This is a genomic window from Streptomyces endocoffeicus, from assembly GCF_016741935.1.
GTDB lineage: Bacteria > Actinomycetota > Actinomycetes > Streptomycetales > Streptomycetaceae > Streptomyces > Streptomyces endocoffeicus.
In genome coordinates this window covers 1,976,462-2,001,953 of the sequence record NZ_JAERRG010000001.1, presented here as the reverse complement: position 1 = coordinate 2,001,953, position 25,492 = coordinate 1,976,462, and the positions used below count along the sequence as shown (strand labels likewise).

General features: G+C 70.9%; 21 protein-coding genes. 15 read left to right on the top strand and 6 right to left on the bottom strand.

Annotated elements, in window-relative coordinates; translation table 11 throughout:
* The first annotated feature begins 27 nt into the window (after positions 1-27).
* From katG to JK364_RS07710, 5 genes are all read left to right on the top strand, one after another.
* Positions 28-2,241, top strand: a complete 2,214-nt coding sequence (katG, locus tag JK364_RS07730; RefSeq protein WP_201848682.1) for a catalase/peroxidase HPI — start codon at positions 28-30, stop codon at positions 2,239-2,241.
* A 199-nt stretch (positions 2,242-2,440) separates the two neighbouring features.
* A complete protein-coding gene (locus JK364_RS07725; RefSeq protein ID WP_201848680.1) occupies positions 2,441-2,818 on the top strand; it encodes a Tat pathway signal sequence domain protein in 378 nt (125 codons plus the stop codon).
* Positions 2,815-3,423 carry a class F sortase gene (locus tag JK364_RS07720; protein ID WP_201848678.1) on the top strand — a complete coding sequence of 203 codons (609 nt, stop codon included), beginning with the start codon at positions 2,815-2,817 and terminating at the stop codon, positions 3,421-3,423. The genes JK364_RS07725 and JK364_RS07720 overlap by 4 nt, the downstream gene beginning before the upstream one ends.
* Before the next feature lie 101 nt (positions 3,424-3,524).
* A complete protein-coding gene (locus tag JK364_RS07715; protein ID WP_020866784.1) occupies positions 3,525-4,016 on the top strand; it encodes an RNA polymerase sigma factor in 492 nt (163 codons plus the stop codon).
* Positions 4,000-4,530 carry a hypothetical protein gene (locus JK364_RS07710; protein ID WP_201848676.1) on the top strand — a complete coding sequence of 177 codons (531 nt, stop codon included), beginning with the start codon at positions 4,000-4,002 and terminating at the stop codon, positions 4,528-4,530. The genes JK364_RS07715 and JK364_RS07710 overlap by 17 nt, the downstream gene beginning before the upstream one ends.
* A gap of 36 nt (positions 4,531-4,566) precedes the next feature.
* Here the strand turns inward: JK364_RS07710 and JK364_RS07705 are convergent, their stop codons facing one another.
* Both JK364_RS07705 and JK364_RS07700 read right to left on the bottom strand, forming a co-directional pair.
* Complete coding sequence (locus tag JK364_RS07705) at positions 4,567-6,162, bottom strand: monocarboxylic acid transporter (protein ID WP_201848674.1); 1,596 nt, start codon at positions 6,160-6,162, stop codon at positions 4,567-4,569.
* Positions 6,159-6,554, bottom strand: a complete 396-nt coding sequence (locus JK364_RS07700; protein ID WP_201848672.1) for a DUF485 domain-containing protein — start codon at positions 6,552-6,554, stop codon at positions 6,159-6,161. Before JK364_RS07700 ends, JK364_RS07705 begins: the two co-directional genes overlap by 4 nt.
* A gap of 538 nt (positions 6,555-7,092) precedes the next feature.
* On the opposite strand from JK364_RS07700, the gene JK364_RS07695 reads away from it, so the two are divergent.
* The 10 genes from JK364_RS07695 (at position 7,093) to JK364_RS07650 (ending at position 18,531) form a co-directional block, all read left to right on the top strand.
* Positions 7,093-8,481, top strand: a complete 1,389-nt coding sequence (locus tag JK364_RS07695; RefSeq protein WP_201848670.1) for an L-lactate MFS transporter — start codon at positions 7,093-7,095, stop codon at positions 8,479-8,481.
* Positions 8,482-8,485: 4 nt separating this feature from the next.
* Positions 8,486-8,629 (top strand): MFS transporter small subunit, encoded by a 144-nt coding sequence (locus JK364_RS07690; protein WP_201849016.1) that lies wholly within the window; start codon positions 8,486-8,488, stop codon positions 8,627-8,629.
* Between the two features lie 143 nt (positions 8,630-8,772).
* Entirely contained in the window at positions 8,773-11,664 is a 2,892-nt protein-coding gene (locus tag JK364_RS07685) for a sensor histidine kinase (protein WP_201848668.1), read from the top strand.
* Between the two features lie 30 nt (positions 11,665-11,694).
* Positions 11,695-12,144, top strand: a complete 450-nt coding sequence (locus tag JK364_RS07680; protein ID WP_201848666.1) for a roadblock/LC7 domain-containing protein — start codon at positions 11,695-11,697, stop codon at positions 12,142-12,144.
* Between the two features lie 16 nt (positions 12,145-12,160).
* Positions 12,161-12,775 (top strand): DUF742 domain-containing protein, encoded by a 615-nt coding sequence (locus JK364_RS07675; RefSeq protein ID WP_230991357.1) that lies wholly within the window; start codon positions 12,161-12,163, stop codon positions 12,773-12,775.
* Between the two features lie 304 nt (positions 12,776-13,079).
* Positions 13,080-14,423, top strand: a complete 1,344-nt coding sequence (locus JK364_RS07670; protein WP_201848662.1) for an ABC transporter substrate-binding protein — start codon at positions 13,080-13,082, stop codon at positions 14,421-14,423.
* A gap of 10 nt (positions 14,424-14,433) precedes the next feature.
* Positions 14,434-15,384 carry a carbohydrate ABC transporter permease gene (locus JK364_RS07665; protein WP_201848660.1) on the top strand — a complete coding sequence of 317 codons (951 nt, stop codon included), beginning with the start codon at positions 14,434-14,436 and terminating at the stop codon, positions 15,382-15,384.
* Positions 15,381-16,223 (top strand): carbohydrate ABC transporter permease, encoded by an 843-nt coding sequence (locus JK364_RS07660; protein WP_201848658.1) that lies wholly within the window; start codon positions 15,381-15,383, stop codon positions 16,221-16,223. Before JK364_RS07665 ends, JK364_RS07660 begins: the two co-directional genes overlap by 4 nt.
* 44 nt (positions 16,224-16,267) lie before the next feature.
* Entirely contained in the window at positions 16,268-17,224 is a 957-nt protein-coding gene (locus JK364_RS07655) for a carbohydrate kinase family protein (protein WP_201848657.1), read from the top strand.
* Positions 17,221-18,531 carry an alpha-glucosidase/alpha-galactosidase gene (locus tag JK364_RS07650; RefSeq protein WP_201848655.1) on the top strand — a complete coding sequence of 437 codons (1,311 nt, stop codon included), beginning with the start codon at positions 17,221-17,223 and terminating at the stop codon, positions 18,529-18,531. The genes JK364_RS07655 and JK364_RS07650 overlap by 4 nt, the downstream gene beginning before the upstream one ends.
* Before the next feature lie 65 nt (positions 18,532-18,596).
* Here JK364_RS07650 and JK364_RS07645 read toward each other — a convergent pair whose 3' ends face one another.
* The 4 genes from JK364_RS07645 to JK364_RS07630 all read right to left on the bottom strand — a co-directional run bounded on the left by JK364_RS07645 (position 18,597) and on the right by JK364_RS07630 (position 25,491).
* Positions 18,597-19,538: a LysR family transcriptional regulator gene (locus JK364_RS07645; RefSeq protein ID WP_307841178.1), complete on the bottom strand. Its 942-nt coding sequence runs from the start codon at positions 19,536-19,538 to the stop codon at positions 18,597-18,599.
* 113 nt (positions 19,539-19,651) lie between these two features.
* The gene (locus JK364_RS07640; RefSeq protein WP_201848651.1) at positions 19,652-21,094 is read right to left on the bottom strand and encodes a family 43 glycosylhydrolase; all 1,443 of its coding nucleotides are present in this window, start codon (positions 21,092-21,094) and stop codon (positions 19,652-19,654) included.
* A gap of 59 nt (positions 21,095-21,153) precedes the next feature.
* Positions 21,154-23,031: a glycoside hydrolase family 76 protein gene (locus JK364_RS07635; RefSeq protein WP_201848649.1), complete on the bottom strand. Its 1,878-nt coding sequence runs from the start codon at positions 23,029-23,031 to the stop codon at positions 21,154-21,156.
* A 153-nt stretch (positions 23,032-23,184) separates the two neighbouring features.
* Positions 23,185-25,491, bottom strand: a complete 2,307-nt coding sequence (locus JK364_RS07630; RefSeq protein WP_372461924.1) for an AbfB domain-containing protein — start codon at positions 25,489-25,491, stop codon at positions 23,185-23,187.
* Position 25,492: the final 1 nt, after the last annotated feature.

The window sequence follows — 25,492 nt, the reverse complement described above, 5'->3', positions numbered from 1 at the left end:
GATCCGCCCTAGCGTGGAAGGATTTCCATGTCCGAGAACCATGAGGCAATCGTCGTAGACCCGAAGTCAGAGGAAGCGGGGGGCTGCCCGGTCGCGCATGGGCGTGCTCCCCACCCCACGCAGGGCGGCGGCAACCGTCAGTGGTGGCCGGACCGGCTCAATCTGAAGATCCTCGCCAAGAACCCCCCGGTGGCGAACCCGCTGGGTGAGGAGTTCGACTACGCCGAGGCGTTCCAGGCCCTCGACCTCGCCGCGGTGAAGCGGGACATCGCCGAGGTGCTGACCACCTCGCAGGACTGGTGGCCCGCCGACTTCGGCAACTACGGCCCGCTGATGATCCGGATGGCCTGGCACAGCGCCGGCACCTACCGCATCAGCGACGGCCGCGGCGGCGCCGGTGCCGGTCAGCAGCGCTTCGCCCCGCTCAACAGCTGGCCGGACAACGCGAGCCTCGACAAGGCCCGCCGTCTGCTGTGGCCGGTCAAGAAGAAGTACGGCCAGAGCATCTCCTGGGCCGACCTCATGGTCCTCACCGGCAATGTCGCCCTGGAGACGATGGGCTTTGAGACCTTCGGCTTCGGCGGTGGCCGTGCGGACGTCTGGGAGGCCGAGGAGGACGTCTACTGGGGCCCGGAGACCACCTGGCTCGGCGATGAGCGCTACACCGGCGACCGCGAGCTGGAGAACCCGCTCGGCGCGGTCCAGATGGGTCTGATCTACGTCAACCCGGAGGGCCCCAACGGCAACCCGGACCCGATCGCCGCGGCCCGTGACATCCGTGAGACGTTCCGCCGGATGGCGATGAACGACGAGGAGACCGTCGCCCTCATCGCCGGTGGCCACACCTTCGGCAAGACCCACGGCGCGGGCCCCGCGGACGCCGTCGGGCCGGACCCGGAGGCCGCCCCGATGGAGCAGCTGGGCCTCGGCTGGAAGAGCGGCCACGGCACGGGCGCGGGCAAGGACGCCATCACCAGTGGCCTCGAGGTCACCTGGACCACCACCCCCACCCAGTGGAGCAACGGGTTCTTCAAGAACCTCTTCGAGTACGAGTACGAGCTCACCAAGAGCCCGGCCGGCGCCAACCAGTGGGTGGCCAAGGACGCCCCGGAGACCGTCCCGGACGCCTTCGACCCGAACAAGAAGCAGCGCCCGACGATGCTCACCACGGACCTCTCGCTGAAGTTCGACCCGATCTACGAGCCGATCTCCCGCCGGTTCTACGAGAACCCGCAGGAGTTCGCGGACGCCTTCGCCCGCGCCTGGTACAAGCTGACCCACCGCGACATGGGCCCGAAGTCGCTGTACCTCGGCCCGGAGGTCCCGGCGGAGACCCTGGTGTGGCAGGACCCGCTGCCCGAGGCCGAGGGCGAGGCCATCGACGCCGCCGATGTCACGGCGCTCAAGGCCAAGATCCTCGACTCCGGTCTGACCGTCTCGCAGCTGGTCGGCGCCGCGTGGGCGTCCGCCGCCTCCTTCCGCGGCAGCGACAAGCGCGGTGGCGCCAACGGCGCCCGGATCCGCCTGGAGCCGCAGCGCGGCTGGGAGGTCAACAACCCGGACGAGCTCGCGCAGGTCCTGCGCACCCTGGAGACCCTCCAGGGCGAGTTCAACTCCGGCGCCAAGAAGGTCTCCCTGGCCGACCTGATCGTCCTCGGTGGCTCCGCCGCCGTGGAGAAGGCCGCCAAGGACGCCGGTGTCGACGTCGAGGTGGCCTTCGCCCCGGGCCGTGTCGACGCGACCGACGAGCACACCGACGCCGAGTCGTTCGCCGCGCTGGAGCCGACGCACGACGGGTTCCGCAACTACGTCGGCAAGGGCAACCGCCTGCCGGCCGAGTACCTGCTGCTGGACCGGGCGAACCTGCTCACCCTGAGCGCCCCCGAGACGACCGTCCTGGTCGGTGGTCTGCGCGTGCTGGGCGCGAACCACAACGGGTCCAAGCACGGCGTGCTCACCGGGACCCCGGGCAAGCTCACCAACGACTTCTTCGTCAACCTGCTCGACCTGGGCACGACCTGGAAGTCCACGTCCGAGGACCAGACCACGTTCGAGGGCCGTGACGCCTCGGGCGCGGTCAAGTGGACCGGCACCCGTGCCGACCTCGTCTTCGGCTCCAACTCCGAGCTGCGCGCCCTCGCGGAGGTCTACGCGAGCGACGACGCCAAGGAGAAGTTCGTGCGTGACTTCGTCGCGGCGTGGGTCAAGGTCATGAACCTGGACCGGTTCGACCTCGTCTGATCCGCTCCGAGCACACCGTCCAGGCCGGTCCGCACGGACCGGCCTGGACGTTTTTCGGCCCGGATGCCGGTCCCGGCAGGGCCGGCCGACACGCTTTGCCATCTCTTTACAACCCGCCGCGCCGCTGCCTCGTCTCTCCGCTCGATCCGTAACCCAGCCCGCCGAACCGCCGGGCGGACCGACGAAAGAGAGCGACTCCATGCGCCGCACTGTCCTCAGCGCGATGACACTCGCGTGCACCGCCGTACTGGCGACCACCGTGCCCGCGTTCGCCGACGACGCGACCACCCCCGCCCCCCGCCGCACCCCCGCGGCCTCCGTCAGCCCGGTCCCGAGCAAGGCGCCGGCCCGTACGCCCGGCGCCGCCGCCCAGGCCCCGCGGGAGGAGCCGGCCAAGAAGCGGGACCGCGGCCAGGTCGCGGTCGTGCCGAAGGGCGCACCGAACACCGGAGTGACGGAGGAGTCCTCCGCGTCGTCCGGGAACGAGGGCGCGCTGATCGGCGGGGGCGCCGCCGTGCTCGCCGCGGGCGGCGCGGCGGTCCTCGTCGTCCGCCGCCGGCGGGCGACCGGGGCATGACCCCGTTCTCCAGGCGCGCCTTCGCCACCGCGGCGATGGCCTCGCTGCTCGCGGGCTGCGGCGGCCACCCGGCCCGGCAGACCACGGCCGCACCGCGCTCCGGGAGGAGGCCGCCGCCGACCGGTGTGAAGCCGGCGCGCCCCCTCGGGCGTTCGGTCCCGGTCGGGCTGCGGATCCCGGCCATCGGCGTCGACACCCCGGTCATCCGGCTGGGGCTGGCGCCGGACGGGAGCGTGGCGGTCCCGCCGGTCACGGCCCACGACCGTGCGGGCTGGTACCGGCACTCGCCGACACCGGGGCAGCTCGGCCCGTCGGTCATCCTCGGCCATGTCACGGTCGGCGGCTACGGCGACGGGGTCTTCCGTCACCTGACGCGGCTGCGCCGGGGCGACCGGGTCGAGGCGCGCCTGGAGAACGGCACGGCGGCACAGTTCGATGTCAGCGCCGTACGGACCGTCGCCAAGGCGGACTTCCCGGCGGACGAGGTCTACGGGAACGTGGACCGCCCGGAGCTGCGGCTGATCACCTGTGGCGGCCCCCGCTCCGGCGACGGCTACCTCGACAACGTGATCGTCTTCGCCGCGCTGACATCCGCCGGCCCCTGACCCACCCCGGATCCCGGGCCCATGGAACCCACACCGGCGGCCCGGGATCCTCCCCTGTGAAGTGCCCTCACGGCCGAGTGCCGTCGCGACCATGGAGTGCGTTGAAACGGTCCCGTGACAGGGCGGCGTCCGAGCTGTTCGCCGCCCTCTACCCGCGCCTGGCCGGCTGGTGCCGCCGACTCGTCGACGACGACGAGACGGCCCATGAGATCGCCTCCGAGGCGTTCACCCGGCTCTGGGCCCGCTGGACGTCCGTGGAGGAGCCCCGCGGCTTCCTCTACGTCACCGCGGCCAATCTCGTCCGGGACCACTGGCGCAAGGTGGAGCGCGAGCGCAGGGCCATGCGCCGGGCCACCACGGAAGCCGCCGTCCGCCCCCACACCGAACAGTCCGACCCGTCGGTGCGCCTGCTCGTGCAGTCGCTGCCGGAACGGCTGCGCGTCCCGATCCTGCTGCACTACTACGCTGACATGCCGATCCGGGAGGTGTCCGTACTGACCGGGCGCAAGGAAGGAACCGTCAAGGCCGACCTCCACGCGGCCCGGGAACTGCTCCGCGTCCACCTGAGGAGAAGCCTTGACCCCACGCTGTGACGACGGCCCGGAGCACATCGGCCCCGAGCGGGAGCCCGACGACCCCCTCGCGGTGATCCTGCGGCCCCCCTCCGACTACCTCGGCCCGCCCCCCGGCCGGTACGAGGCGGTCCGCCGCGCCGCGGTCCGCCGCAAGCTGCTCCGCACCGCGGCCGGGGTCGGCGTGTCCTGCGCCGTGGCCGCCCTCATCGCGCTGCCGCTCCGCGCGGCGGCGCCCGAGCCACCCGCGCGCCCGACGGTCCCGCTCGCCCCGCCGCCCGCGCCCGGCCGTACGACGCCTCCCCTTCCGTCGGCGTCCGCCGACCCCTCGGCGTCGCCCGCCCCGTCGGTCCCGTCCAAGTCGGCCGAGCAGCGCCCCGGCCGCGGGCCCCGGAGTGAGACATCCGGCCCCCGGGACGGCGCGAAGGTCCCCGCCCGCGAACGGTCGGCGGCTCCCGACTCCCCGGCGCGGGTCGTGCCGTCGGAGAGCCCGAGGGAAACCGCCACCACCCCCGGAACGACCCGTCGGCCGTAGGCGGTCCCCGGGCGGTACCGCCTACGGCCCTGCCGCTTAAGCCTTGGAGCCGATGCCGGTCAGCGACCGCACTTCCATCTCCGCCTGCTTCTTGGGGTCCGCGGGCTCCTTGCTGAAGACCGTGCCGAGGAAGCCGCAGAGGAAGGAGAGCGGGATGGACACCAGCCCGGGGTTGGTGAGCGGGAACCAGTGGAAGTCCACGCCCTTGATGATCGACGTGGAGCTGCCCGAGATGGCCGGGGAGAAGATGATGAGCACCAGGCCGGACACCAGTCCGCCGTAGATGCTCCACAGCGTCCCGGTCGTGTTGAAACGCTTCCAGAACAGCGTGTAGAGGATCGTCGGCAGATTGGCGGACGCGGCGAGCGCCAGGGCCAGCGACACCAGGAACGCGACGTTCTGGCCGTTGGTGACGATGCCGCCGAGGATGGCCAGGAAGCCGATCACGAGCGCCGTCAGCCGGGCGACCCGGATCTCGGACCGCGGATCGGCCTTTCCGTTCCGGATCACATTGGCGTACACGTCATGGGCGAACGAGGCCGAGGCGGCCAGGGTCAGCCCGGCCACCACCGCCAGAATCGTCGCGAACGCCACCGCGGAGACGATGCCGAGGAGCATCGCACCGCCGATCTCGAAGGCGAGCAGGGGAGCCGCGGAGTTCTCGCCGCCGGGCGCCTTCACGATCTTGTCCGAACCGACCAGCGCGGTGGCGCCGTACCCGACGAGCAGGATCGACAGATAGAAGATGAACATCGACCAGGAGCACCACACCACCGAGCGCCGGGCCTCCTTGGCGTCCGGCACGGTGTAGAAGCGCATCAGCACGTGCGGCAGGCTGGAGATGCCGAGGACCAGCGCCAGGGAGAGCGAGACGAAGTCGAGCTGGTCCATCGCGTTCCTGCCGTACCAGCCGCCCGGGTTGAGCAGTTCGGCGCCCAGCGGGCTGTTCTGCGAGGCCTGGTCGAGGATCGCCGAGAGGCTGAACCCGAACTTGCCGAGCAGGAACACGCTCATGAAGGTCACGCAGATCAGCAGCAGGCCCGCCTTGATGATCTGCACCCAGGTGGTGCCCTTCATGCCGCCCACCAGGACGTAGAAGACCATGACGAGGCCGACGCCGGTGATGATGAGGGCCTGCCCGCCCTTGCTGTGCACATTGAGCAGCAGGGCGATCAGACCACCCGCGCCGGCCATCTGGGCGAGCATGTAGAAGAACGTGATCACCAGGGTGGCGTTGGCCGCCGCCGCGCGCACCGGGCGCTGCTTCATGCGGAAGGCCATCACATCGCCGACCGTGAACCGCCCGGTGTTGCGCAGCCGTTCACCGACGAGCAGCAGGGCGACCAGCCAGGCCACGAGCCACCCCACGGAGTAGAGGAAGCCGTCGTAGCCGTGGACGGCGATCGCCCCCGAGATGCCGAGGAAGGAGGCCGCGGAGAGGAAGTCGCCGGAGAGGGCGATGCCGTTCTGGACGCCGCTGAAGGCGCTGCCCGCGGCGTAGTAGTCGGAGGTGGTCGAATTCCTGTTGGTGGCCTTGTAGACGACGAACAGCGTGATGACGACGAAAGCGAAGAAGACGCTCAGGTTGATTATCGGGCTGCCGGTCGCGCGGGCTGCGATCTGCACTGTCATTCCTTGCCGACTCCCGCCAGCTCGTGGATCGTGTCCACCTGGGGATCAAGTTTCTTGCGCGCGAAGCGCCGGTATGTCAGGACGATCGCCATGGTCGTCACGAACTGCAGCAGACCGAAGACGGTGCCGGTGTTGACCGCGCCGAACAGCTTACGGCTCATGAAATCGTGGCTGTAGGCCGAGAAGAGCACGAAGGTCATGTACCAGCACAAGAAGAACGCGCTCATCGGGAAGATGAACCAGATCAGCCTCTTGCGCAGGAGTTTGAACTCAGGGCTCTGCTGGATCGCCTCGAAGTCGGGCTCCCCGATGTCGTCACCGCGATCGGCGAACCCCGTTCCGATGGCCCGCTCGGATGGCAAGGAAGCGGGCGGTCGCACCGATTTATTCATGGTTTTCTCCGGGGTTTTTCTGACGAAAACGTCGGTTCGGGGCGCCCGCGCTCGGGCGTCAGGGGAGGGCAACCGGCGGGCCCTTGACGCGGCAAGTGTAGTAAGGCGCCGGACGCAGTCAACGTCGCACCCTGCTCCCCACCGGCGCAGGTGGGCACATGTCAGGGCGTGCATCCGGCTTCGGCGCCATCTCGAATATGACGGGAGAGGTCGCTGAACCGATACTTTGTCTCACCTTCCCGTGTTGTCCATTTTGACGTGGTGTCAGGTTGCCAATGGGTGCTCAGGGTTGCGCCTTGAGGACATTTCGGGGCTCGGCGTTGTGTCCCAAGTGTCGCCACTGGTAGAACCTCACCTCGGGTAGAACGTCCCACCGTGCGCGAGCATGAGTGCGGTGAGCATGCCGCCTGGGCAGCGCGTCTGCCATTGGCATATGACGGCAGCTCTCGGCTCGCCACTCCCTCCCCCGGGGTGTTTGGATAGGTCAAGGAATGCAGTCTGCGGGGGTGTTCCCAAGAAGCCGGAGGTAGGTTGATCTGTGGGTTTCCTCGACCGCTCTCGCATCGTGGCAGGCGCGGGCTGGAATCGTTGGCTGATTCCTCCGGCAGCGCTTGCGATCCACTTCTCCATCGGCCAGGCGTACGCCTGGAGTGTCTTTAAGATACCCCTGGAAGATTCCCTAGACATCTCGGGAACGGCTAGTGCCCTCCCGTTCCAGATCGGCATTCTGGTGCTTGGGCTCTCCGCCGCGTTCGGGGGAACGCTGGTGGAGCGAAAAGGGCCGCGCTGGGCCATGTTCGTGTCGCTCGTAGCCTTCTCGACCGGCTTCCTGGTCGCCGCGCTCGGCGTCGCCACGCGCAATTACTGGCTGGTCGTCCTCGGCTACGGAGGCATCGGCGGAGTCGGCCTCGGCATCGGGTATATCGCGCCGGTGTCCACCTTGATGAAGTGGTTCCCGGACCGGCCGGGCATGGCCACCGGTACGGCGATCATGGGTTTCGGCGGTGGCGCGCTGATCGCCTCTCCCTGGTCGACGGAGATGCTCAAGGCGTTCGGCAGTGACACCAGCGGTATCGCCAAGACGTTCCTGGTGCACGGCCTGGCCTACGCCGTGTTCATGTCGCTGGGCGTGGTGCTGGTGCGGGTGCCGCCCGAGGGCTGGCGGCCGGCCGGCTGGACGCCCCGCGTCGACGCGGGCAAGCCGCTCGTCACCACCGCGAACGTATCGGCCAGGAACGCGGTGCGGACACCGCAGTTCTGGCTGCTCTGGGTCGTGCTGTGCATGAACGTTACTGCTGGTATCGGGATCCTGGAGAAGGCCGCCCCGATGATCCAGGACTTCTTCCACGACACGGCGAGTCCGGTGAGCGCGAGCGCCGCCACCGGGTTCGTCGCGCTGCTGTCCCTGGCCAACATGGCCGGTCGCTTCGTGTGGTCCTCGGTCTCCGACGCGGTCGGCCGGAAGAACATCTACCGGCTGTATCTGGGCGCCGGTGCCCTGCTCTACCTCACCCTCATGCTCGAGAAGGACAGCAGCACCGCGCTGTTCGTCGCCTCGACGATGGTGATCCTGTCGTTCTACGGCGGTGGCTTCGCCACCGTTCCGGCCTACCTCAAGGACCTGTTCGGCACCTACCAGGTCGGCGCGATCCACGGCCGGCTGCTGACCGCGTGGTCGGTCGCCGGAGTCGCCGGACCGCTCATCGTGGATTCCATCGCGGATTCCGCACATGAGGACGGGCGCTCCGGCCCGGCTCTCTACACCTTCTCGTTCTCGCTCATGATGGGGCTGCTCGTCATCGGCTTCATCGCGAACGAGCTGGTACGTCCGGTGAATCCGAAGTTCCATGAGCCGGAGCCGGCGGCCCGGGAGGAGCCGGCGCCCCCGGAGGAAACCCCCGATCCCATTCCGGCAGAGAGGCGGTAAACCGGTGACTGACGCAGACGGCCCTTCGCCGAACGCGGCCAAGACGGGTTCCCCCGTGGTGATGGTCGTGGCATGGCTGTGGGTGGCGGTGCCGTTTCTGTACGGCCTCTATCAACTGGCGGAGAAAAGCAGCAAGTTGTTCGAGTAAAGGCAGGCGCGCCGGCGCATCGCCGAAGCGATGGGCCGGCGCGTTGCCGGGCGTTCGACTTTCCCCAGCCGGGGAAATCCCAGGAGAAACGGCATCGTGATACATCCCTGTGGGCAAGCCGGTCCGAGCGCGGAGCACGCCTCATGACCCCGGGCAGGCATGCGGCCGCGCGCGACCGTTCGCCGTCGTGGTGGGCCGGCGTCATGGAGTGGCGCAACTGGCGGCTGCCGGTGAAGCTGGGCGCCGTTCTGGTGGTGCCCGCTCTGCTCGCCGTGGCCTTGGGCGTCGTGCAGATCCAGCGCGACGTGGCGCGCGCCAACACGTACGCGGACGTGCAGCGGCTGGTCAAGCTGCGCGCTGGACTGAGGCCGTTGATCGGCGATCTGCAGATGGAGCGGACCCTGTCGGCCGAGCGGCTGGGTGAGGGCGGGTCCGCCGATCCGGCCATGCTCCGGCAGCAGGCCCAGCGCGTGGACCGTGCTCAGGCCGCCGTCACCCGCACCACGCAGCGGACCCACGGTCTGCGGGGGGTTTCGGCCAACCGCTACCGCGACGCCTCCAAGCTCCTGGACGGACTGCCCGACCTGCGCGAGCGGGTGACCTCCAAGGATCTGGGCTCATGGACCGCGGTGACCGAGTACAGCAAGATCATCAACAGTCTGCTCGACCTGGACCAGGCGCTGGGCAGCGGGTTCGGTGACGCTCAGCTGTCCGGACCGGCCAGCGCGCTGTACGACCTGGAGATGGTCCAGGAGCAGGTGCACCTCCAGCATGTGATCGTGATGGTGGCACCCAAGCCCGGCAGGCTGGAGGACCCCAAGCTCATCAGGGCGCTCCAGGAGTCCGACATCCGCCTGCGGGACAAGCTGAACGACTTCCGCGCCGTGGCCACCGCGGGGGACCAGCGCGCCTACGACCGCACGGTCACCGGCCCGGAGGTCGACCGGCGCACCAAGCTGCTGGACGGCGTGCTGTCCCAGGCGGGCTCGCTGAACGCCGGGCGGAACGGCGCCGACGCCCCGCCGTTCTCCGACCGCACCTGGCACCGCAGTTCGGAGGCGCACGGAAGCCTCATCAACACGGTGGAGAAGCGGCTCGCCGACCGGCTCCGCGTGACCTCCGCCAAGCTCCAGGACGAGACCAGCGACCGGGCCGGTGCGGAGTCCGTGCTGCTCTTCGCCGTGCTCCTGCTCGCCTTCGCCATCGGCATCGCCATCGCCCGGCATCTGCTGCGGTCGCTGACCGTGCTGCGCTCCACCGCGCTCGACGTGGCCGAGCGCCGGCTCCCGGAGGCGGTGTCCAGCATCCGCGAGGGTGAGGCGTCCAGCACCGCGATCAGCGCCGTACCGGTCCACACCACCGAGGAGTTCGGGCAGCTCGCGAGGGCGTTCGACGCGGTGCACGGGCAGGCCGTGCGGCTGGCCGCCGAACAGGCCGCGCTCCGTGGCGATCTGCGCGACACCCTGGTCAACCTCTCCCGGCGCAGCCAGAGCCTGGTGGACCGGCTGCTGCGCCTGATGGAGCAGCTCGAGTCGCACGAGGAGGACCCGGACCAGCTGGCCAGCCTCTTCAAGCTGGACCACCTGGCGACCCGTATGCGGCGCAACAACGAGAACCTGATGGTCCTGTGCGGCAGCACCCCGGTCCGCCCCTCCGAGCAACGGGTGCAGCTGGACAGTGTGCTGCGCGCCGCGGTCTCCGAGATCGAGCACTACCGGCGGGTGGTGGTGGAGCCCGTTCCCACCGCCGAGGTGATCGGGTACGCTGCCGGTGACCTGGCGCGAATGATCGCTGAGCTGCTGGACAACGCCACCGCGTTCTCCCCGCCGGAGACCCAGGTGACCGTCAGCAATACACTGCAGCTGGACGGTTCCGCACTGATCGAGGTCCGCGACGAGGGATTTGGGATGAGCGGTGCCGAATTGGCCAAGGCTCATCGGCGTGTGGCGGGGGACGCATCCGTGGAGGTACCTACGTCCCGGCAGATGGGCTTGACCGTCGTCGGTCAGCTGGCCCGTCGCCACGGCGTCACCGTGGAGCTGATCTCGGAGCGGGAGTCCGGTGGCGGGCTGCGCGCGGGTGTGCTGGTACCGGCCAGGCTGATGCTCGGTGACAAGCCCGCCATCGCGGGCCGGGAGAGTTCGCTGCCCGTCCGGAAGACCTCCGCCAGGAATTCCGAGTTGGCGCGGCCGCACCGTGAGCTCGGCGGCGCCCCGGCGGCACTGCCGCGCCGCGTGCCCGACGGCATCCGCTCGCCGTACGCCGGTGATGCCCCGGCCGCGTCCGAGCACGCGGGCCGCTCGCTGCCGGCCCGCCCCGGCTCCTCGCGGGCGTTCACGGATCCCCAGCAGCCCGGCGGACTGCCGCGCCGGGCCCCGGCCAAGCCCGGCCACCCCACCAGGCCGGGCCGTCCCACCCCGGCCGGCGAGGGCGCATCGGCCGGCGAGGGCGCACGGGTCGGCGACGGCGCACCGGAGAAGACCGGCGCCCCGTCCGGCGACGGCGGACCGCTCGCGGACCGCCGTACGCCACGGCCGCCGGGGCAGCCCACGGTGCCCCCGCAGCGTTCGCGCCCCACCGCCCCGGACGACGCCCCCTCGCCATGGTTCGCGTCGCCCGAGACGGCACCGGCGAGCTCCCGCGGCGAGCAGCCGCCCGACGGCCGGAAGTCCGCGGACCTGCCGGCGTCCGCCGCCTCCCGGCGGCCCGACCCCGTTCCGCCCGGACCCTCCGACGAGAGCCGGCCGGACCCCGCGGACGAGCCCGGCCAGATCGTCCACGAGCGGCCCGGTGCCGCGGAGCCGGGCGGCGTCACCCAGGCCGGGCTGCCCCGGCGGGTGCCGCGCCAGGGCCAGGCGGCGGACCGGGACAAGCCGCGCGCCACCGACAAGCCACGCGCCACCGGAGAGCGGCCCGCGCCGCGCGCCGCGGGCGACGCCGCCGCGCGGCGGAACGCCGGCCGCACCCATTCGTTCCTCAGCAATTACCAGTCGGGCATCCGGCGGGCTCAGCCCGACGGAAGCGACGAGACATAAGGTCTCAGCGAAGATGGACAGGAAGAACCAATGACCTCACCCCAGCTGCGGGAGGTGAGCCAGTTCGGATGGCTGGTCACCAACTTCACCGAGCGTGTGCCCAATGTGGCGTGCGCCGTGGTGGTCTCGGCCGACGGGCTGTTGCTCACCGCGTCGGACGGGCTGGCGGCCGATCGGGCCGAGCAGGTCGCCACCATTGCCGCCGGGGCCATCAGCCTGATCCAGGGCGCTGCCGAGTGCATGGACACCGGTGATGTGCGGTCCTCCGTGATCCAGATGGAGCTCGGGAACATGCTCCTGATGTCGATCAAGGACGGCTCGTGCCTCGTGGTGCTGGCGGCGCCGGACTGCGAGATCGGTCAGGTCGCGTACGAGATGACGGTACTGGTCGATCAGGTCGGCGAGATGCTGACCCCGGAACTCCGCGCAGAGCTGCAGGAATTGAACCTGCGGGCCGTAAAGCGGACAGCAGCGCAATAGGCCGGACGGGGAGATGATGAGCACCGGTGAAGGCCCTTCCGGGCAGGGACCTGGGAGAGATCAGGGGGCGGAGGACGAACAGACCTTCGCCGACGTGCTCAACGCCTTCAGCTTCGGCAAAGGGCGACGCGGGCGGAAGCCGCCGCGGTCCGACGGGGCGCCGGAGGGCGCCCGGTCCCGCCGCCGGGGCGGGGAGGCCCGGCCCGAGGATCCCGGGGAACCCTTCGCGCGGGGGGCGTCGGAGCCGGAGCGGTCGGGCGTCTGGGACGCGGAGCACGACGGGAGCCAGGGCCCGGCCTCGCTGGTGCGCGCCTACTCGTGGACGGGCGGCCGGACCAGGTCCGACCATCACTTCGAGGTCGAGACCCTGGTGACCACCACCGAGCTGGGCCACCGCTCGATGGACACCCTTCAGGCCGACCACCGCCCGGTGATCGCGCTGTGCCAGGAGCCGCGGTCGGTGGCCGAGGTGGCGGCCATGCTCGCGGTGCCGCTGGGGGTGGCCAAGGTCGTGCTCGGCGACATGGCCGAGCACGGACTGATCACCGTCCACCGGACGGCTTCCGCGGAGGGCGACGTCCCGGACGTCTCCCTGATGGAGCGCGTGCTGGTGGGGCTTCGGCGGATCTAGCGCCTTCGCCGCGCGGGAACCGGCAGGTTCCCGCGCGGCGATATGCCCGCTTCTGTGCGTAATGCCCCCGAAGGGCGCTCACCCGCTGATTGGTTGTGCGCGTTCAAAGCCAACACTGAGCAGTTTCACGCTCTTGACGTGATTCGATCTGATCGGTTTACTCCCTGGCACGCCGATGTCGAAATCTCGGCGGCAGAGGTACGCCCAGCCGGTATGCGGCTCCGCCGTGAGTCCGGCCCGAGTCGCCAGGTCGCTGTCCGTGACCGAGGCGGGGCCGTGCCCTCGGATCATGGAGCTCTCAGCGATGAGCCTGAACCGTTCGCGTATCCCTCCCCCTGTGCGCGGCGGTCCGTCCCGGCGTGGGGTGCTGCGTGGCGGCGGGGCGATGGCGCTCACCGGCGCCATGGGTGCCGCCGTGGCGGGATGCGGGACGGGCCTGGGGGTGGATTCCCACGGAATCGTGCACATCGAGGTGTGGCACGGGCAGACCAGCACCGCCCTGCGAGCGGTCAAGCGGCTCGTGGCCGACTTCCACCGCGGCCACCCCACGATACGGATCGACCTGAGCGGCGGCGTGCTGGCGGACGACATGCTGCAGAAGGTGATGGCCGGTCTCGTCGCCGGATCCCCGCCCGATATCGCCTACATCTTCGGCTCCGATCTGGCCAGCGTCGCCAGAAGCCCCCAGCTGGCGGATCTGACCAGCGTCGTGGAATCCGGGCGGGTGCCGTGGAAGCAGTACTGGCCCGCCGCCCGGGAGGGCGTCACGGTCGACGGTGTGGTCCGTGCGGTGCCCGCGGTGCTGGACTCGCTCGCCGTGGTGTGCAACAAGACCCTCTTCCGCCGGGCGGGTCTTGAACTGCCCGGCCCCGGCTGGACCTGGCGGGACTTCATCGAGACGGCCAGGAAGCTGACCGACCGCGGCAGGGGCACGTTCGGCACCGGCTGGCCCGCCGCGGGCGACGAGGACACGGTGTGGCGGATGTGGCCCATGATCTGGGATCTGGGCGGCGAGGTGATCGCCGAGGGCAAGCGGGAGATCGGGTTCGCGGGCGAACCCGGGGTCCGGTCCCTCGAGGTGCTCGCGGCACTCGCCAAGGACAGAAGTGTCTACGTCGATCCCAAACCCGGTGGCGAGCAGATGTACCAGGCGTTTGCCGCCGGCCGGCTGGGCATGGTCGCCACCGGTCCCTGGCAACTGCCCGACATCCGTCAGGCGAAGATCGACTATGAGGTCGTGCCGCTGCCCGGCTTCAGCGGCCGGTCGGTGACCATCTCCGGCCCCGACACCTGGAGCGTGTTCGACAACGGCTCCGCGCGGCTGAAGGCCGCCCGTACGTTCGTCGGCTGGCTCATGGAGCCCGAGCAGGCGTATCGGTGGGACACCCAGGCGGGCAGCCTGCCGCAGAGCCGCCCGGCCGAGCGCCGTCCGCAGTGGCGGGCGTACGCGGCCGAGGTGCCCGGTCTGCCCGTGTTCACCGAGGTGCTGGAGACCGCCCGGGTACGGCCCGTCGACCGGGCCTACCCCAAGATCTCCATGCCGTTCGGCGAGGCCATCACCGCCGTCCTGCTCGGCAAGAGCACACCGGCGAAGGCCCTGCGGCGGTGTGCCGACGAGGCCAACGCGGCCATCGCGAAGGTGCGTTGAGGAGCTCCCCATGTCCCGTCTGCCCACCCCCATCACCCGTCCGGCGCCCCGCACACCGGCCCGTCCCGCGCGCCGCAAAGGCCGCCGGGAGGCCGCGACCGCCTGGGCGTTCGTCCTCCCCTCCGTCCTGGTCATCCTGGGCCTGAGCGTCATCCCCGTCCTGTGGTCCCTGCTGCTGTCGTTCCAGTACAGCGATCTGCTCACCCCGAGCGTCTGGGTGGGCTGGGACAACTACCGCCAGCTGGCCGACGATCCGCAGTTCGCCCAGGCCGTGCGCAACACCCTGGAGTACACGGCGCTGTACGTACCGCTGAGCATCGGTCTGGGGCTGGTGCTCGCGCTGGTCCTCAACCGCCGGATCCGGTTCGCCGGTCTGTACCGCACGCTGCTCTTCGTGCCGTTCGTGGTCTCGGCCGCCGCCCAGGGCGTGCTGTTCTCCTTCATCCTCGACCCGGAGTTCGGCGCGGCCAACTCGCTGCTGCACCACCTCGGAGTCTCCCCGCAGGGCTTCCTGTCCGATCCGGGCCAGGCGCTGCTGGTCCTGGTGGGCATCTCGCTGTGGAGCGGCACCGGCTTCTGCGTCGTGATCTACCTGGCGGCCCTCCAGGACGTGCCCCGCGAACTCATCGAGGCCGCCACCCTGGACGGCGCGGAACGCCGCCATGTGCTGCGCCATGTCACCCTGCCCACCATCGCGCCGGTCAGCGTGTTCCTGCTGCTCTGGCAGACGATCAGCGCGCTGCAGGTCTTCGACCTGGTGTACGTGACGACGAAGGGCGGTCCGCTCGGATCCACCACCGTGATCGTCTACTTCGTCTGGGAGCAGGCGTTCCGCAACTTCACCGCCGGTTACGGGGCCGCCGCGGCCTACGTCCTCGGCGTCGCCCTGCTCGTGGCCGCCGCCGCGCTGCGGCTGGTCCGGCGCCGCGGCGACCGCCGTATCGAGGGAGCCACGTCATGACGGAACCGTCCGCACGGCGGCGGCCGCGGCTGCCGTTCAGCCCGTGGCATCTGCTGCTCGCGCCACTGGCGCTGCTCTTCGCCGTACCGCTGATCTGGCTGGGGCTGAGCTCGGTGATGAGCGACGCGGAGATCAACCGCTTCCCGCCCGCGCTCTGGCCCTCCGGGATCCATCTGGGCGGCTACCGCTTCGTGCTCGGCAACGCGATGTTCCCGCGCTGGTTCGCCAACTCCCTGATCGTCTCGGCGGTCGCGGTCGTGTCCAATCTGCTGCTGGGGACGCTGGGCGGATACGCCTTCGCCCGGATGCGGTTCGGCGGGTCCCGGGTGCTGCTGGTGCTGATGCTGGCCACCATGGCCATCCCGTTCCAGCTGACGATGATCCCGACGTTCCTGGTGATGCGGAAGCTGGGGCTCGTCGACACCCTCGGGGCGCTGATCGTGCCCTCGCTGGTGACGCCGTTCGCGGTGTTCCTGCTGCGGCAGTTCTTCCTCTCGCTGCCCAGGGAGCTGGAGGAGGCCGCCTGGATCGACGGGTGCTCGCGGCTGCGGGTGCTCTTCCAGATCGTCGTCCCGCTGTCCCGCCCGGCGCTGAGCACGGTCGCCGTCCTGACCTTCCTCACCACCTGGAACGACCTGTCGTGGCCGCTCATCGCGCTGAACCACGACGCCAACTACACCCTCCAGCTGGGTCTGACCACCTTCCGGGGGCAGCACCACACCCAGTGGTCGGCCGTGATGGCGGGGAACGTCATCACCGTCCTGCCGGTGCTGCTCGCCTTCCTCGCCGCCCAGAAGACCTTCGTCCGGTCGATCACCTCCACCGGTCTCAAGGGCTGACCGCCAGCACCGCCCAGCCTCTCCCTCACCCTTCAGGAACCCGTATGCCACCCACCTTCGACCTGCTCGTCATCGGGGACGCCAACCTGGACGTCATCGTCGGACCGCTCGACCCCCCGCTCGCCTTCGGCCAGCGCGAACAGCTCGTCGACAGCGGCGCGCTCACCATCGGCGGATCCGCCGCGATCACCGCGTGCGGCGCCGCCCGGCTGGGGCTGCGCGTGGCCTTCGCCGGACGCGTCGGGGACGACGGCGCCGGACACTACATGCGCGACCGGCTCGCGGCGCACGGCGTCGACGTCAGCGGACTGCACCTGGACAGCGGGCTGCCGACACCGCTCACGGTCATCGTGACCCGCGGGGACGACCGGGCCATCCTCACCGCGCCGGGCACACTCGCCGCCACCTCGGGCCGCGACATACCCCCGCACCTGCTGGCCTCGGCCCGGCACCTCCACGCCGCGTCCTTCTTCCTCATGCCGGGGCTCGCCGCCGATCTGCCGGACCTCTTCGACGCCGCCCGCGCGGCGGGCGCCACCACCTCGCTGGACACCAACGACGACCCCTCGGGCCGATGGGACCCCGCGGCGCTGGCACCCGTCCTCGCCTGGACCGACCTTCTGCTGCCCAACGCGGCCGAGGCCCACCGACTGGCCGGCACCGACGGCACGTCCGTCGCGGCCGCCGCCGAACTCCTCACCCGGCAGGTCCCGCTGGTGGCCGTCAAGGACGGGGCGGACGGCGCCCTGTGCCACGACGGCCGGACCCTGCTCACCACCGCCGGGATCCGTGTCACACCCCAGGACGCCGTCGGCGCGGGCGACAGCTTCAACGCGGGCTTCCTCGCCGGACGGCTCACGGGCCGGCCCATCGCCGAGGCGCTCGACCTCGCCGCCGCCTGCGGTGCGCTGTCCACCCGCGCCGCGGGCGGCACCACCGCCCAGCCCACCTGGGACGAAGCCCTCACCCACCTCACCGCCAACGGAGACATCCCGTCATGATCAACCCCAAGATCGTGCTGATCGGCGCGGGAAGCGTCGTCTTCACCCAGGGCCTGCTGGCGGATCTCTTCGCCTTCCCGGAGCTGAAGACCGCGCGGATCGCCCTGCACGACATCGACGCGGAACGCCTCGCCACCGCCGAGGCCGCCGCCCGGTACATCGCCGGGCGGCGGGGCGCCGCCGCGCTCATCACCGCACACGCCGACCGGCGCGAGGCACTCGACGGCGCCGACTTCGTCATCAACCTCGTCCAGATCGGCATGGGGGAGGCCACCCGGATCGACTTCGAGATCCCCGCGCGCCACGGGGTGCGGCAGACCATCGGCGACACCCTCGGCGTCGGCGGCATCTTCCGCGCCCTGCGCACCTTCCCGTTCCTCAAGGCGCTGGGCGAGGACATCGCCGCCGTATGCCCCGGGGCATGGCTGCTCAACTACACCAACCCGATGGCCATGAACGTGCAGTACCTCGTGGCGGCCACCGGGCTGACCCGGGTGGTCGGCCTGTGCCACTCGGTGCACTGGACCATCCACGACCTGTGCGAACTGCTGGAGGTCCCCTTCGATGAGGTCACCTACCGCGCCGCCGGGGTCAACCACCAGGCGTGGGTGCTCCGCCTGGAGCACGACGGCACCGATCTCTACCCCCGGCTGGACGCGCTGATCGCCGAGAACGGGCAGCTGCGGCGGCGGGTCCGCGTCGACATGTACCGGCGGCTCGGCTACTACCCGACCGAGACCAGCGAGCACTCCTCCGAGTACGTGCCCTGGTATCTGCACCACGACAGCGAGATCGAGCGGCTGCGGCTGCCCGTCGGCGCGTACCTCGGCATCGTGGACGAGAACGTGGCCGCGTACGAGCGGACCCGCGACGCCCTCGCGACCGGCGCCCCCATCGACGTCGAGGGGACCATGGAGTACGCCCCGCAGATCATCCACTCCATGGTGACCGGCACTCCCAGGACCGTCTACGGCAATGTGCCCAACCACGGGCTCATCGAGAACCTTCCGGCCCACGGCGTGGTCGAAGTGCCGTGTCTGGTCGACCGGTCCGGGGTCCAGCCGACCCGCGCCGGTGCGCTGCCGCCGCAGCTCGCCGCGCTCAACCGCACGTACCTCAGCATGAACGACCTCGTGGTGCGCGCCGCCCTGGAGGATGAGCCACGCCATATCCGGCACGCGGCCATGACCGACCCGGCGACCGCCGCCGCCCTGCGCGTCGAGCAGATCTGGGAGCTGTGCGACGAGATGGTGCGCGCGCACCGCGAGCGTCTGCAACCCGCGCTGCGCGTGACTCTCGCAATCTGACCATACGAAGAATAGTGTGCCAAGCGGCTCACGCCGCATACGCGGGCCGAGGCGCCTGGACGCGGCTACGCCGATCCGCGTGGGCGCCCGGTCGTGGACCGGCCCTTCGCGGTGCCGTCGGTCGCCTCGCGGAGCACGTCCCGCACCTGGCCGCGCAGCCATGCGTGCGCGGGGTCGCTGTCGTGCCGGTGATGCCAGGTGAGGACCACCTGGGTCGGCGGCAGCTCCAGCGGCAGCCGCCGGGTGACGAGGCCGAGCCTCGCCGAGGCGGGTCGGCAGACCCGCTCGGCGACGACGGCCACGGCGTCCGAACGGGACACCACGTCCAGCGCCGCGGCGCTCGTCGGCAGGGAGGCGATCACCCGCCGTCGCAGCCCGCGTTCGGCGAGGGCGTCGTCGATGGCGTTGTGCAGTCGGCCCCGGCGCGAGACGGTCACGAAGGTCATGCGGACGAGCTTGTCGAGGCCGACCCTGCCCTTGGCGAGCGGGTGCCCGCGTCGTAGCGTCAGGACGATCCGGTCGGTGCCGACCACCTCGGAGGAGATCTCCGGGCGGCCCGGCTCATCCGCGCCGATCTCCAGATCGACCTGGCCCCGGGCGAGGTCGGGCCGGTCGGCGGAGGACTCGGCCAGCAGGCTCAGATGGATGTTCGGGGCGGTGGCGCCGACCCTGGCGATCAGCGGGGCGGCGAGGGCTGCCAGCAGCGCGTCATGCCCCCGCACGGTGAAGTGCCGGTTCAGTCCGGCGAGGTCGAGCCGGCGTACGGGAGTGAGCACGGCGGTGGCCCGCCGGACCAGGTCGCGGGTCTCCTCGCGCAGTTCGACGGCGCGCGGGGTGGGGACCATGGTGCGGCCGGTGCGCACCAGGATGTCGTCGCCGGTCGCGCGACGGATCCGGGCCAGCGTCCGGCTCATCGCCGGTGGCGAGAGGCTCAGCCGGTCCGCCGCGGCGGTCACGCTGTTCTCCTCCAGCAGGGCGTCGAGCGCCACGAGCAAGTTGAGATCCACCCGCGCCACGGTAAGGCAAGCCCCGGCGGGATCGCGCAGGGCGTCATGTCCGGCCCGGGCACCCGGCGTGTGCGGCCCCCGCCGCCGGGCGGGGGCCGCGGATGTGCCGGGTGTCAGCGGGTGTACACCTCGGCGCGGTCCACGCTCACGAACGAGGCGCCCGACTGGGCGTTGTGCTCGCCGGTCACCCGGACGCGCAGGGTGTGCCGGCCGGAGGGGAGCCGGGGACTGAGGTACTGCAGGGTTTCGCCGGTGCGGATCGCCCCGTAGAAGTCGAAGCGTTGCTCGGGGCCGCCGTCGATGCTGAGGGCGGCGATGCCGTTGCCGGTGTCGCGGACCGACAGCAGGGCGATCCGGGTCCCGGTGAAGGAGAAGGTGGCGGTGTTGCCCGCCCGGTCGCTCCAGTGGTCGTCGCTCCAGAAGCACTGGGTGGCGCAGCCGGTCCCCGAGTTCCAGGTGCCCGTGTACGACACGCTTCCGTCGCCGCTGGACCGGCCGTCGTCATTGATCCAGTAGGTGCCCGCTCCCGGGTCGCCGGACGGCAGGTCCTGGGTGGCGCCCATGGCGAGCGGGCGGCCCAGGTTCGGGCTGCCGTCGGCGTTCCAGGTGATCTTCTGGGCGCGGGTGGTGCGGTTGGAGTAGGTGTTCACCGACGTGGTCTTGGCGTGGTAGACGATCCAGTCCTCCTTGCCGTCGGGCGAGCGGAAGAACGCGTGGTGGCCGGGGCCGTAGACGCCGTGGTCGTCGGCGCGGGAGAACACCGGGCCGGAGTGCTGGGTCCAGTTGCCGGGCACGAGCGGGTCGGCGCCGGACGGCAGGGACATCATCCAGACCTGGTAGTCCGGTTTGCCGGTGTCGCAGGTGGAGTACGTCATCCAGGTGCGGCCGTTGCGGTAGAGGAACTCGGGGCCCTCGCGCACCTCCGGGCAGCCGCCGGCCGCGTTGATGGCGACCGCGTCGCCCGAGACGGTGTACGGGTTGGACATCGGGGCGATGTTGAGGCCGTTGTGCTGGTACTGGTTGATGCCGGAGTAGGCGAGGTAGAGGCGCCCGTTGTGCTCCAGGATGCCGGGGTCGATGGCGAAGTCGGCGGCGTGGTTGGGCGGCGTCAGACGCGACTTGAAGTGGTAGGGACCGGCCGGGTCGTCGCGGTCCGACTCCAGCACATAGAGCCGGTGGTGGTCGTCGACCCCGTCGTCGGCGGTGTAGTAGAGGTACCAGCGGTTGCCGAAGCGGTAGAACTCCGGTGCCCAGATGTTCCGGTTGCGGGAGGTGTCGGTGTCCGTCCACACGGTGATGGGGTCGGCGTCGAGCAGGGTGCCCAGGGACGTGGAGCGCCACATCCGGATGCTGTTGCCCTGCGTGGTGGTCAGGTAGTAGTTCCCGTTCCAGGTGGTCAGAAACGGGTCCGGGCCGGTGTTGAGGGGGTTGCGGAAGGTGCCCGCGGCGGCCTGCGGGGCCGCCGTGGCGGCGGGCGGGGCGGAGATCAGGCCCCACAGGATGGCGAGCAGGGCGGTGAGCAGCGCCGCGTGGCGGCGGGCGGTGCGAGGGCTCATGGGCGCCTCCTTGAGTCGGTGCGAGTACTGCTTGTGGGGGTTGGTTTGCGGGGGAGGTGTCACAGGCCGTCCGCGGCCGTCAGCGCGCCGAGGGCACTGGCCTGGGTGCGCCAGTCCACCTGGTTGGGGGTGGTGCCCGCCCAGCGCTGGCCGAGCCGGTTGAGGGGGTCGCGGTCGGTGGCCCAGATCGAGTCGGCCTGCTTCTTGATGTACGCCCGGTAGGTGGCGGATCCGGTGGCGTCCGCGAGGTCGGCGACGTGGCGCATGAAGACGCCCTTGAACTGCTTCTGGTTGTCGTCGCAGGCGTTGCCGCCGGTGTCGCAGGACTCGGTGAGGACGCCGTCGCGGGTCAGCGCCGCCGAGGTGGTCGCGGCATCGGCCAGGCGCCGGGCGGTGTCCAGGTACTGGGCGTTGCCGGTGGACCGCCACAGTTGGGTGAAGGCGCCGATGGCGAGGCCCTGGTTGTAGCTCCACACGGTCTGGGAGTTGTTGCGGCAGCCGGCCGTCAGCCCGTCGTTGACCAGGCCCGCGCTGTTGATCAGCCCGCTGCCCAGGTACCAGGTCGCGGCCGTGGTCGCCCGGTCGCCCCACACGGTGTCGCCGGAGATCCGCCGGTGCAGCGACGTGGTCAGCCACAGGTACAGCCCGTTGGTCACGGCGTTCTTGTAGGTGCGCTCCCGGTCCCACCACACACCGCCGCCGCAGGTGCCGCTGTCCCAGTACTGGTGGACGTAATCGGCGATGGTGACCGCCTCGTCCAGGTAGCGCCGCTCATGGGTGTGGTCGTACGCCGTCAGCCAGGCCACGCCCCACCAGGCCGCGTCGTCGATGGCGCGGCTGATGAAGTGGCCCTCCACCGCGTCGGAGCTGCGCTCGCCCGGGGCGAAGGTGCCGCGGTTCTGCTCGAAGGTGCGGGCGATGACCCAGTCGTAGTCGTGCCGCCCGGTGCGCTGGGCGAAGTCGATGAGCGAGGTGACCGCGACGGCCGAGTTCCACCAACTGCTGCGCCACCAGCCCTCGTAGGTGTGGTACGACGCCATCAGCGCGTCAGCGGCGGCGCGCGCCCGGCTCGGCGCGGGTCTGACCCAGGCCGTGCAGCTGCCCTCCTGGTGGCTCGCCGCACGGCCGCACGCCCGGACCGCGCCGCCGAACATCAGCCCGCGCGGATCCCGGGTGGCGAACATGGCCGTCCGCGTCGAGGTCTTGCCGGACGCCACGCTCGTACGGCCGAGGGAGGAGCCCTCGGGCCAGCTGGCGCCGGTGTCCCAGGAGCGGTCGAGCCAGATCTCGTCGCCCGCGCCACCGCTTTCGATGACGCCCCACGCCAGCCCGTTCTTCTGGTCGGCATGGAGGCTGATGGTGCGCCCGAACAGGGTGGTGGAGGGCACCGGGCGGTCGTCGCCCGCCGCGGTGGCGGGGTCGGCGCCGTCGCAGAACGTGCCGTCGCACACCTTGGGGTAGACCCAGTCGGTGCAGGTGACCCCGGCTGCGTCACCGCAGGCGCGGAGCCGGCCGCGCCGGTGGCCCACCGGGTCGGTGAGGTTGTACATCAGGGTGCGGGTGCCGGTCCAGGTGCCGGGGATGCTCGCCTTGCCGAGCAGTCCCTCCCAGGTGGCGCCGCGGTCCCAGGACCGGTCGAGCCAGACCGCGTCGCCCGCCACACCGTTGTCGATACTGGCCCAGGCCATGGAGTCGGGGTCGGAGACGTGCAGCTTCAGGATCCGGCCGTTGAGGTTCACCTGCGGTACGGGGAAGGTGTCGCGCTGCGCCTTCGAGGGGTCGAGGGTGTCGCACGCCAGCGCGCAGACCGGGGTCGCGGCACGGGACGGCGCGGCACGGGACGGCGTGGGGAGGGCGACCAGACCGGCCAGGGCGATGGCAAGGGCGATGGCCAGGGTCAGGAGTCCGTGGAGGACAGGGTGGAGCCGCGCTGACATGACGTACCCGCCTTTCGTGGGGGGCCGTGCGCATGAGCGTGGGGGAGGAGAGAAGTGGTGGCCGAACGTGGGGGAGGAGAGCCGGGCGGCCGCCCGCGCGGGGGCGGCCGCCGGAGGGCGCGGGCCCGTTGATCAGGGCCCGCGGTGGTTGCGCTAGGGAGCCCAGGGCGACTCGATCGCCCAGGTGGTGTCCTCGGTGAAGCCGGCCGGGTTGTCCCAGGCGTGGCTGCCGCCGGACTGGGCCAGCCACAGCTCGGCGTTGATGTGCCGCAGATACTGCCCGGGGAAGTTGGCGGCCGACATCCGGATGCCACCGCTGCCCTGGGTCGGGCACCAGGTGGCGTCCTCCTTGGACACGGTGGAGCCGTCGCCCGCCTCGCGCCGGACGCGGAAGTCGCGGTGGCGCAGATACTCACCGGGGTAGTTGCGGGACTCGAAGGAGTAGCAGAGCTTGTTCGCGAGACCCTGCCTGACCGTCCAGGTGGCGTCCCGCTTCAGCAGGTCGGCGCTGGCTCCGTGTACCACCTCGGTGAAGCCCAGCCCGTCGTAGTGGCGGATGTAGCGGTCGGTGTAGCCGGGGGTGGTGACCCGGATCGACACGTTCTGCCCGACGGGCAGTTTCACGGTGGCGCCGGCCGACCGGGAGGCCGCGATGAGGGCCTGGTTGGCGGCCCGGACCCGGGCCTGGTCGACCTTGACCACCTGACGGTCGTAGGACATCAGCCCGTTGGCCTCGTTCTCCACGTCCGTGATCTGGGTGTAGACGGAGGCCGACAGACCGCCCGCGGGCATACCGCTCTCCCGGATCCCGTCGAGCAGGCCGACGAACCGGTTGTTGAGCGCGGAGACGCTCGGCTGGTCCTCGTAGCTGAATCCGCCGCCCGGATACCACTCATGGCCGGGCACCCGGTAGCCCAGGCCCCCGTACTCCCCGAGCACCGAGGCGCGCACCGGCTCCGTCGGGGTGTTGCCGGGCCCGACGTAGTTGTGGTTGTCGACGACGTCGCCGTTGCCGCCGTCCTTGGCGGCGCAGCAGTTGACGCCGCTCATGTTGTCGACCAGGCGCGAGGGGTCGTACGCCTTGACCATGTCGGCGATGCGGGCCTGGTCGTACTGGCCCCAGCCCTCGTTCTGGTCCACCCACTGGATCAGCGAGGGCGAGCTGCGGTGCTGGTCGATGATGGCGCGGTACTCGCTCTCCCACTGGGCGCGGGCCGCGGTGTCCGGGGTCTTGCCGCTGTCCATCGAGGGCATGTCCTGCCACACCAGCAGCCCGAGCCGGTCCGCCCAGTAGAACCACCGCTGCGGCTCGACCTTGATGTGCTTGCGGACCATGTTGAAGCCCAGGTCCTTGTGTTTCTGCAGGTCGTACTTGAGGGCCTCGTCGGTGGGCGCGGTGTAGATGCCGTCCGGCCAGTAGCCCTGGTCCAGGGTGCCGGTCTGGAAGACGAACGTGCCGTTGAGCACCGGCCGCCGGACCCCGCCCACGTCCTTCACCGCGATCGACCGCATACCGGTGTAGCCGCCGACCTTGTCGGCTCCGGCGGCGCCGGTCAGCTCGGCCGTGACGTCGTACAGGAACGGGTCCTCCGGCGTCCACAGACGGGTGTTCGGCACCGGTACGGAGAGCTCGCCGCCCACGGTGCCGGTGGCGCTGCCGACCGTCGTACCGCCGCTGGAGACGGTGACCTTGACGCCCGCGCCGTCGGCTCCTCCGGTGCCGCGCACCGTGACCCGCAGGGTGTTGTCCTCCAGGCGCGGGACCATGTCCAGGCGGGTGATGTGCGCGGGGGCGGTGGGCTCCAGCCACACGGTCTGCCAGATCCCCGAGGAGGCGGTATAGACGATGCTCTTCCCGGGGTGCGGGGTGACGTCCTGGACGCGCTGCTTGCCGATGGCCTGACCGCCGGTCTCCGTGGGGTCGTACACGGAGATGACGATGGTGTTGGTGCCGCCGTTCAGCAGGGGCGTGATGTCGTACGAGAAGGCGTCGTAGCCGCCGCGGTGGGCGGCGCCGGCCTGCTTGCCGTTGACCCAGACCGTGGTCTCCCAGTCGGACGCGCCGAAGTTGAGCTGGACGCGGCGGCCGTTCCAGCCGGAGGGGACCGTGAAGGCGCGCTTGTACCAGAGCTTGTCATTCTGGGTGATCTTGCGCTGGACGCCGGAGAGCGCCGACTCGGGCACGAACGGCACCCGGATCCGCTCACCGAACGTGGCCGGCTGTCCGGCGTCGCGGGAGGTGACCGCGAAGTCCCAAATCCCATTGAGAGGGGACCAGTCGGGCCGGGTGAGCTGGGGGCGCGGATACTCCGGCAGGGGGTTGTCGACCGGGACCTGGTTCGTCCACGGGGTCGTCATCGGGGAGGGTTTGGGATCCCAGGCCTGGGCGGCGTGGGAGGGGCCGGCGCCGGAGACGAGCAGACCGGTGGCGGCCAGCGCGGGGACCACGACGGCGGCCACG

Bases quoted from the DNA above. Each gene is read 5' to 3' on its own strand.
- JK364_RS07670 (WP_201848662.1), top strand. From the start codon at position 13,080: ATGAGCCTGAACCGTTCGCGTATCCCTCCCCCTGTGCGCGGCGGTCCG.
- JK364_RS07680 (WP_201848666.1), top strand. From the start codon at position 11,695: ATGACCTCACCCCAGCTGCGGGAGGTGAGCCAGTTCGGATGGCTGGTC.
- JK364_RS07675 (WP_230991357.1), top strand. From the start codon at position 12,161: ATGAGCACCGGTGAAGGCCCTTCCGGGCAGGGACCTGGGAGAGATCAG.
- JK364_RS07660 (WP_201848658.1), top strand. From the start codon at position 15,381: ATGACGGAACCGTCCGCACGGCGGCGGCCGCGGCTGCCGTTCAGCCCG.
- JK364_RS07700 (WP_201848672.1), bottom strand. From the start codon at position 6,554: ATGAATAAATCGGTGCGACCGCCCGCTTCCTTGCCATCCGAGCGGGCC.
- JK364_RS07725 (WP_201848680.1), top strand. From the start codon at position 2,441: ATGCGCCGCACTGTCCTCAGCGCGATGACACTCGCGTGCACCGCCGTA.
- JK364_RS07720 (WP_201848678.1), top strand. From the start codon at position 2,815: ATGACCCCGTTCTCCAGGCGCGCCTTCGCCACCGCGGCGATGGCCTCG.
- JK364_RS07650 (WP_201848655.1), top strand. From the start codon at position 17,221: ATGATCAACCCCAAGATCGTGCTGATCGGCGCGGGAAGCGTCGTCTTC.
- JK364_RS07640 (WP_201848651.1), bottom strand. From the start codon at position 21,094: ATGAGCCCTCGCACCGCCCGCCGCCACGCGGCGCTGCTCACCGCCCTG.
- katG (WP_201848682.1), top strand. From the start codon at position 28: ATGTCCGAGAACCATGAGGCAATCGTCGTAGACCCGAAGTCAGAGGAA.
- JK364_RS07685 (WP_201848668.1), top strand. From the start codon at position 8,773: ATGACCCCGGGCAGGCATGCGGCCGCGCGCGACCGTTCGCCGTCGTGG.
- JK364_RS07665 (WP_201848660.1), top strand. From the start codon at position 14,434: ATGTCCCGTCTGCCCACCCCCATCACCCGTCCGGCGCCCCGCACACCG.
- JK364_RS07635 (WP_201848649.1), bottom strand. From the start codon at position 23,031: ATGTCAGCGCGGCTCCACCCTGTCCTCCACGGACTCCTGACCCTGGCC.
- JK364_RS07705 (WP_201848674.1), bottom strand. From the start codon at position 6,162: ATGACAGTGCAGATCGCAGCCCGCGCGACCGGCAGCCCGATAATCAAC.
- JK364_RS07655 (WP_201848657.1), top strand. From the start codon at position 16,268: ATGCCACCCACCTTCGACCTGCTCGTCATCGGGGACGCCAACCTGGAC.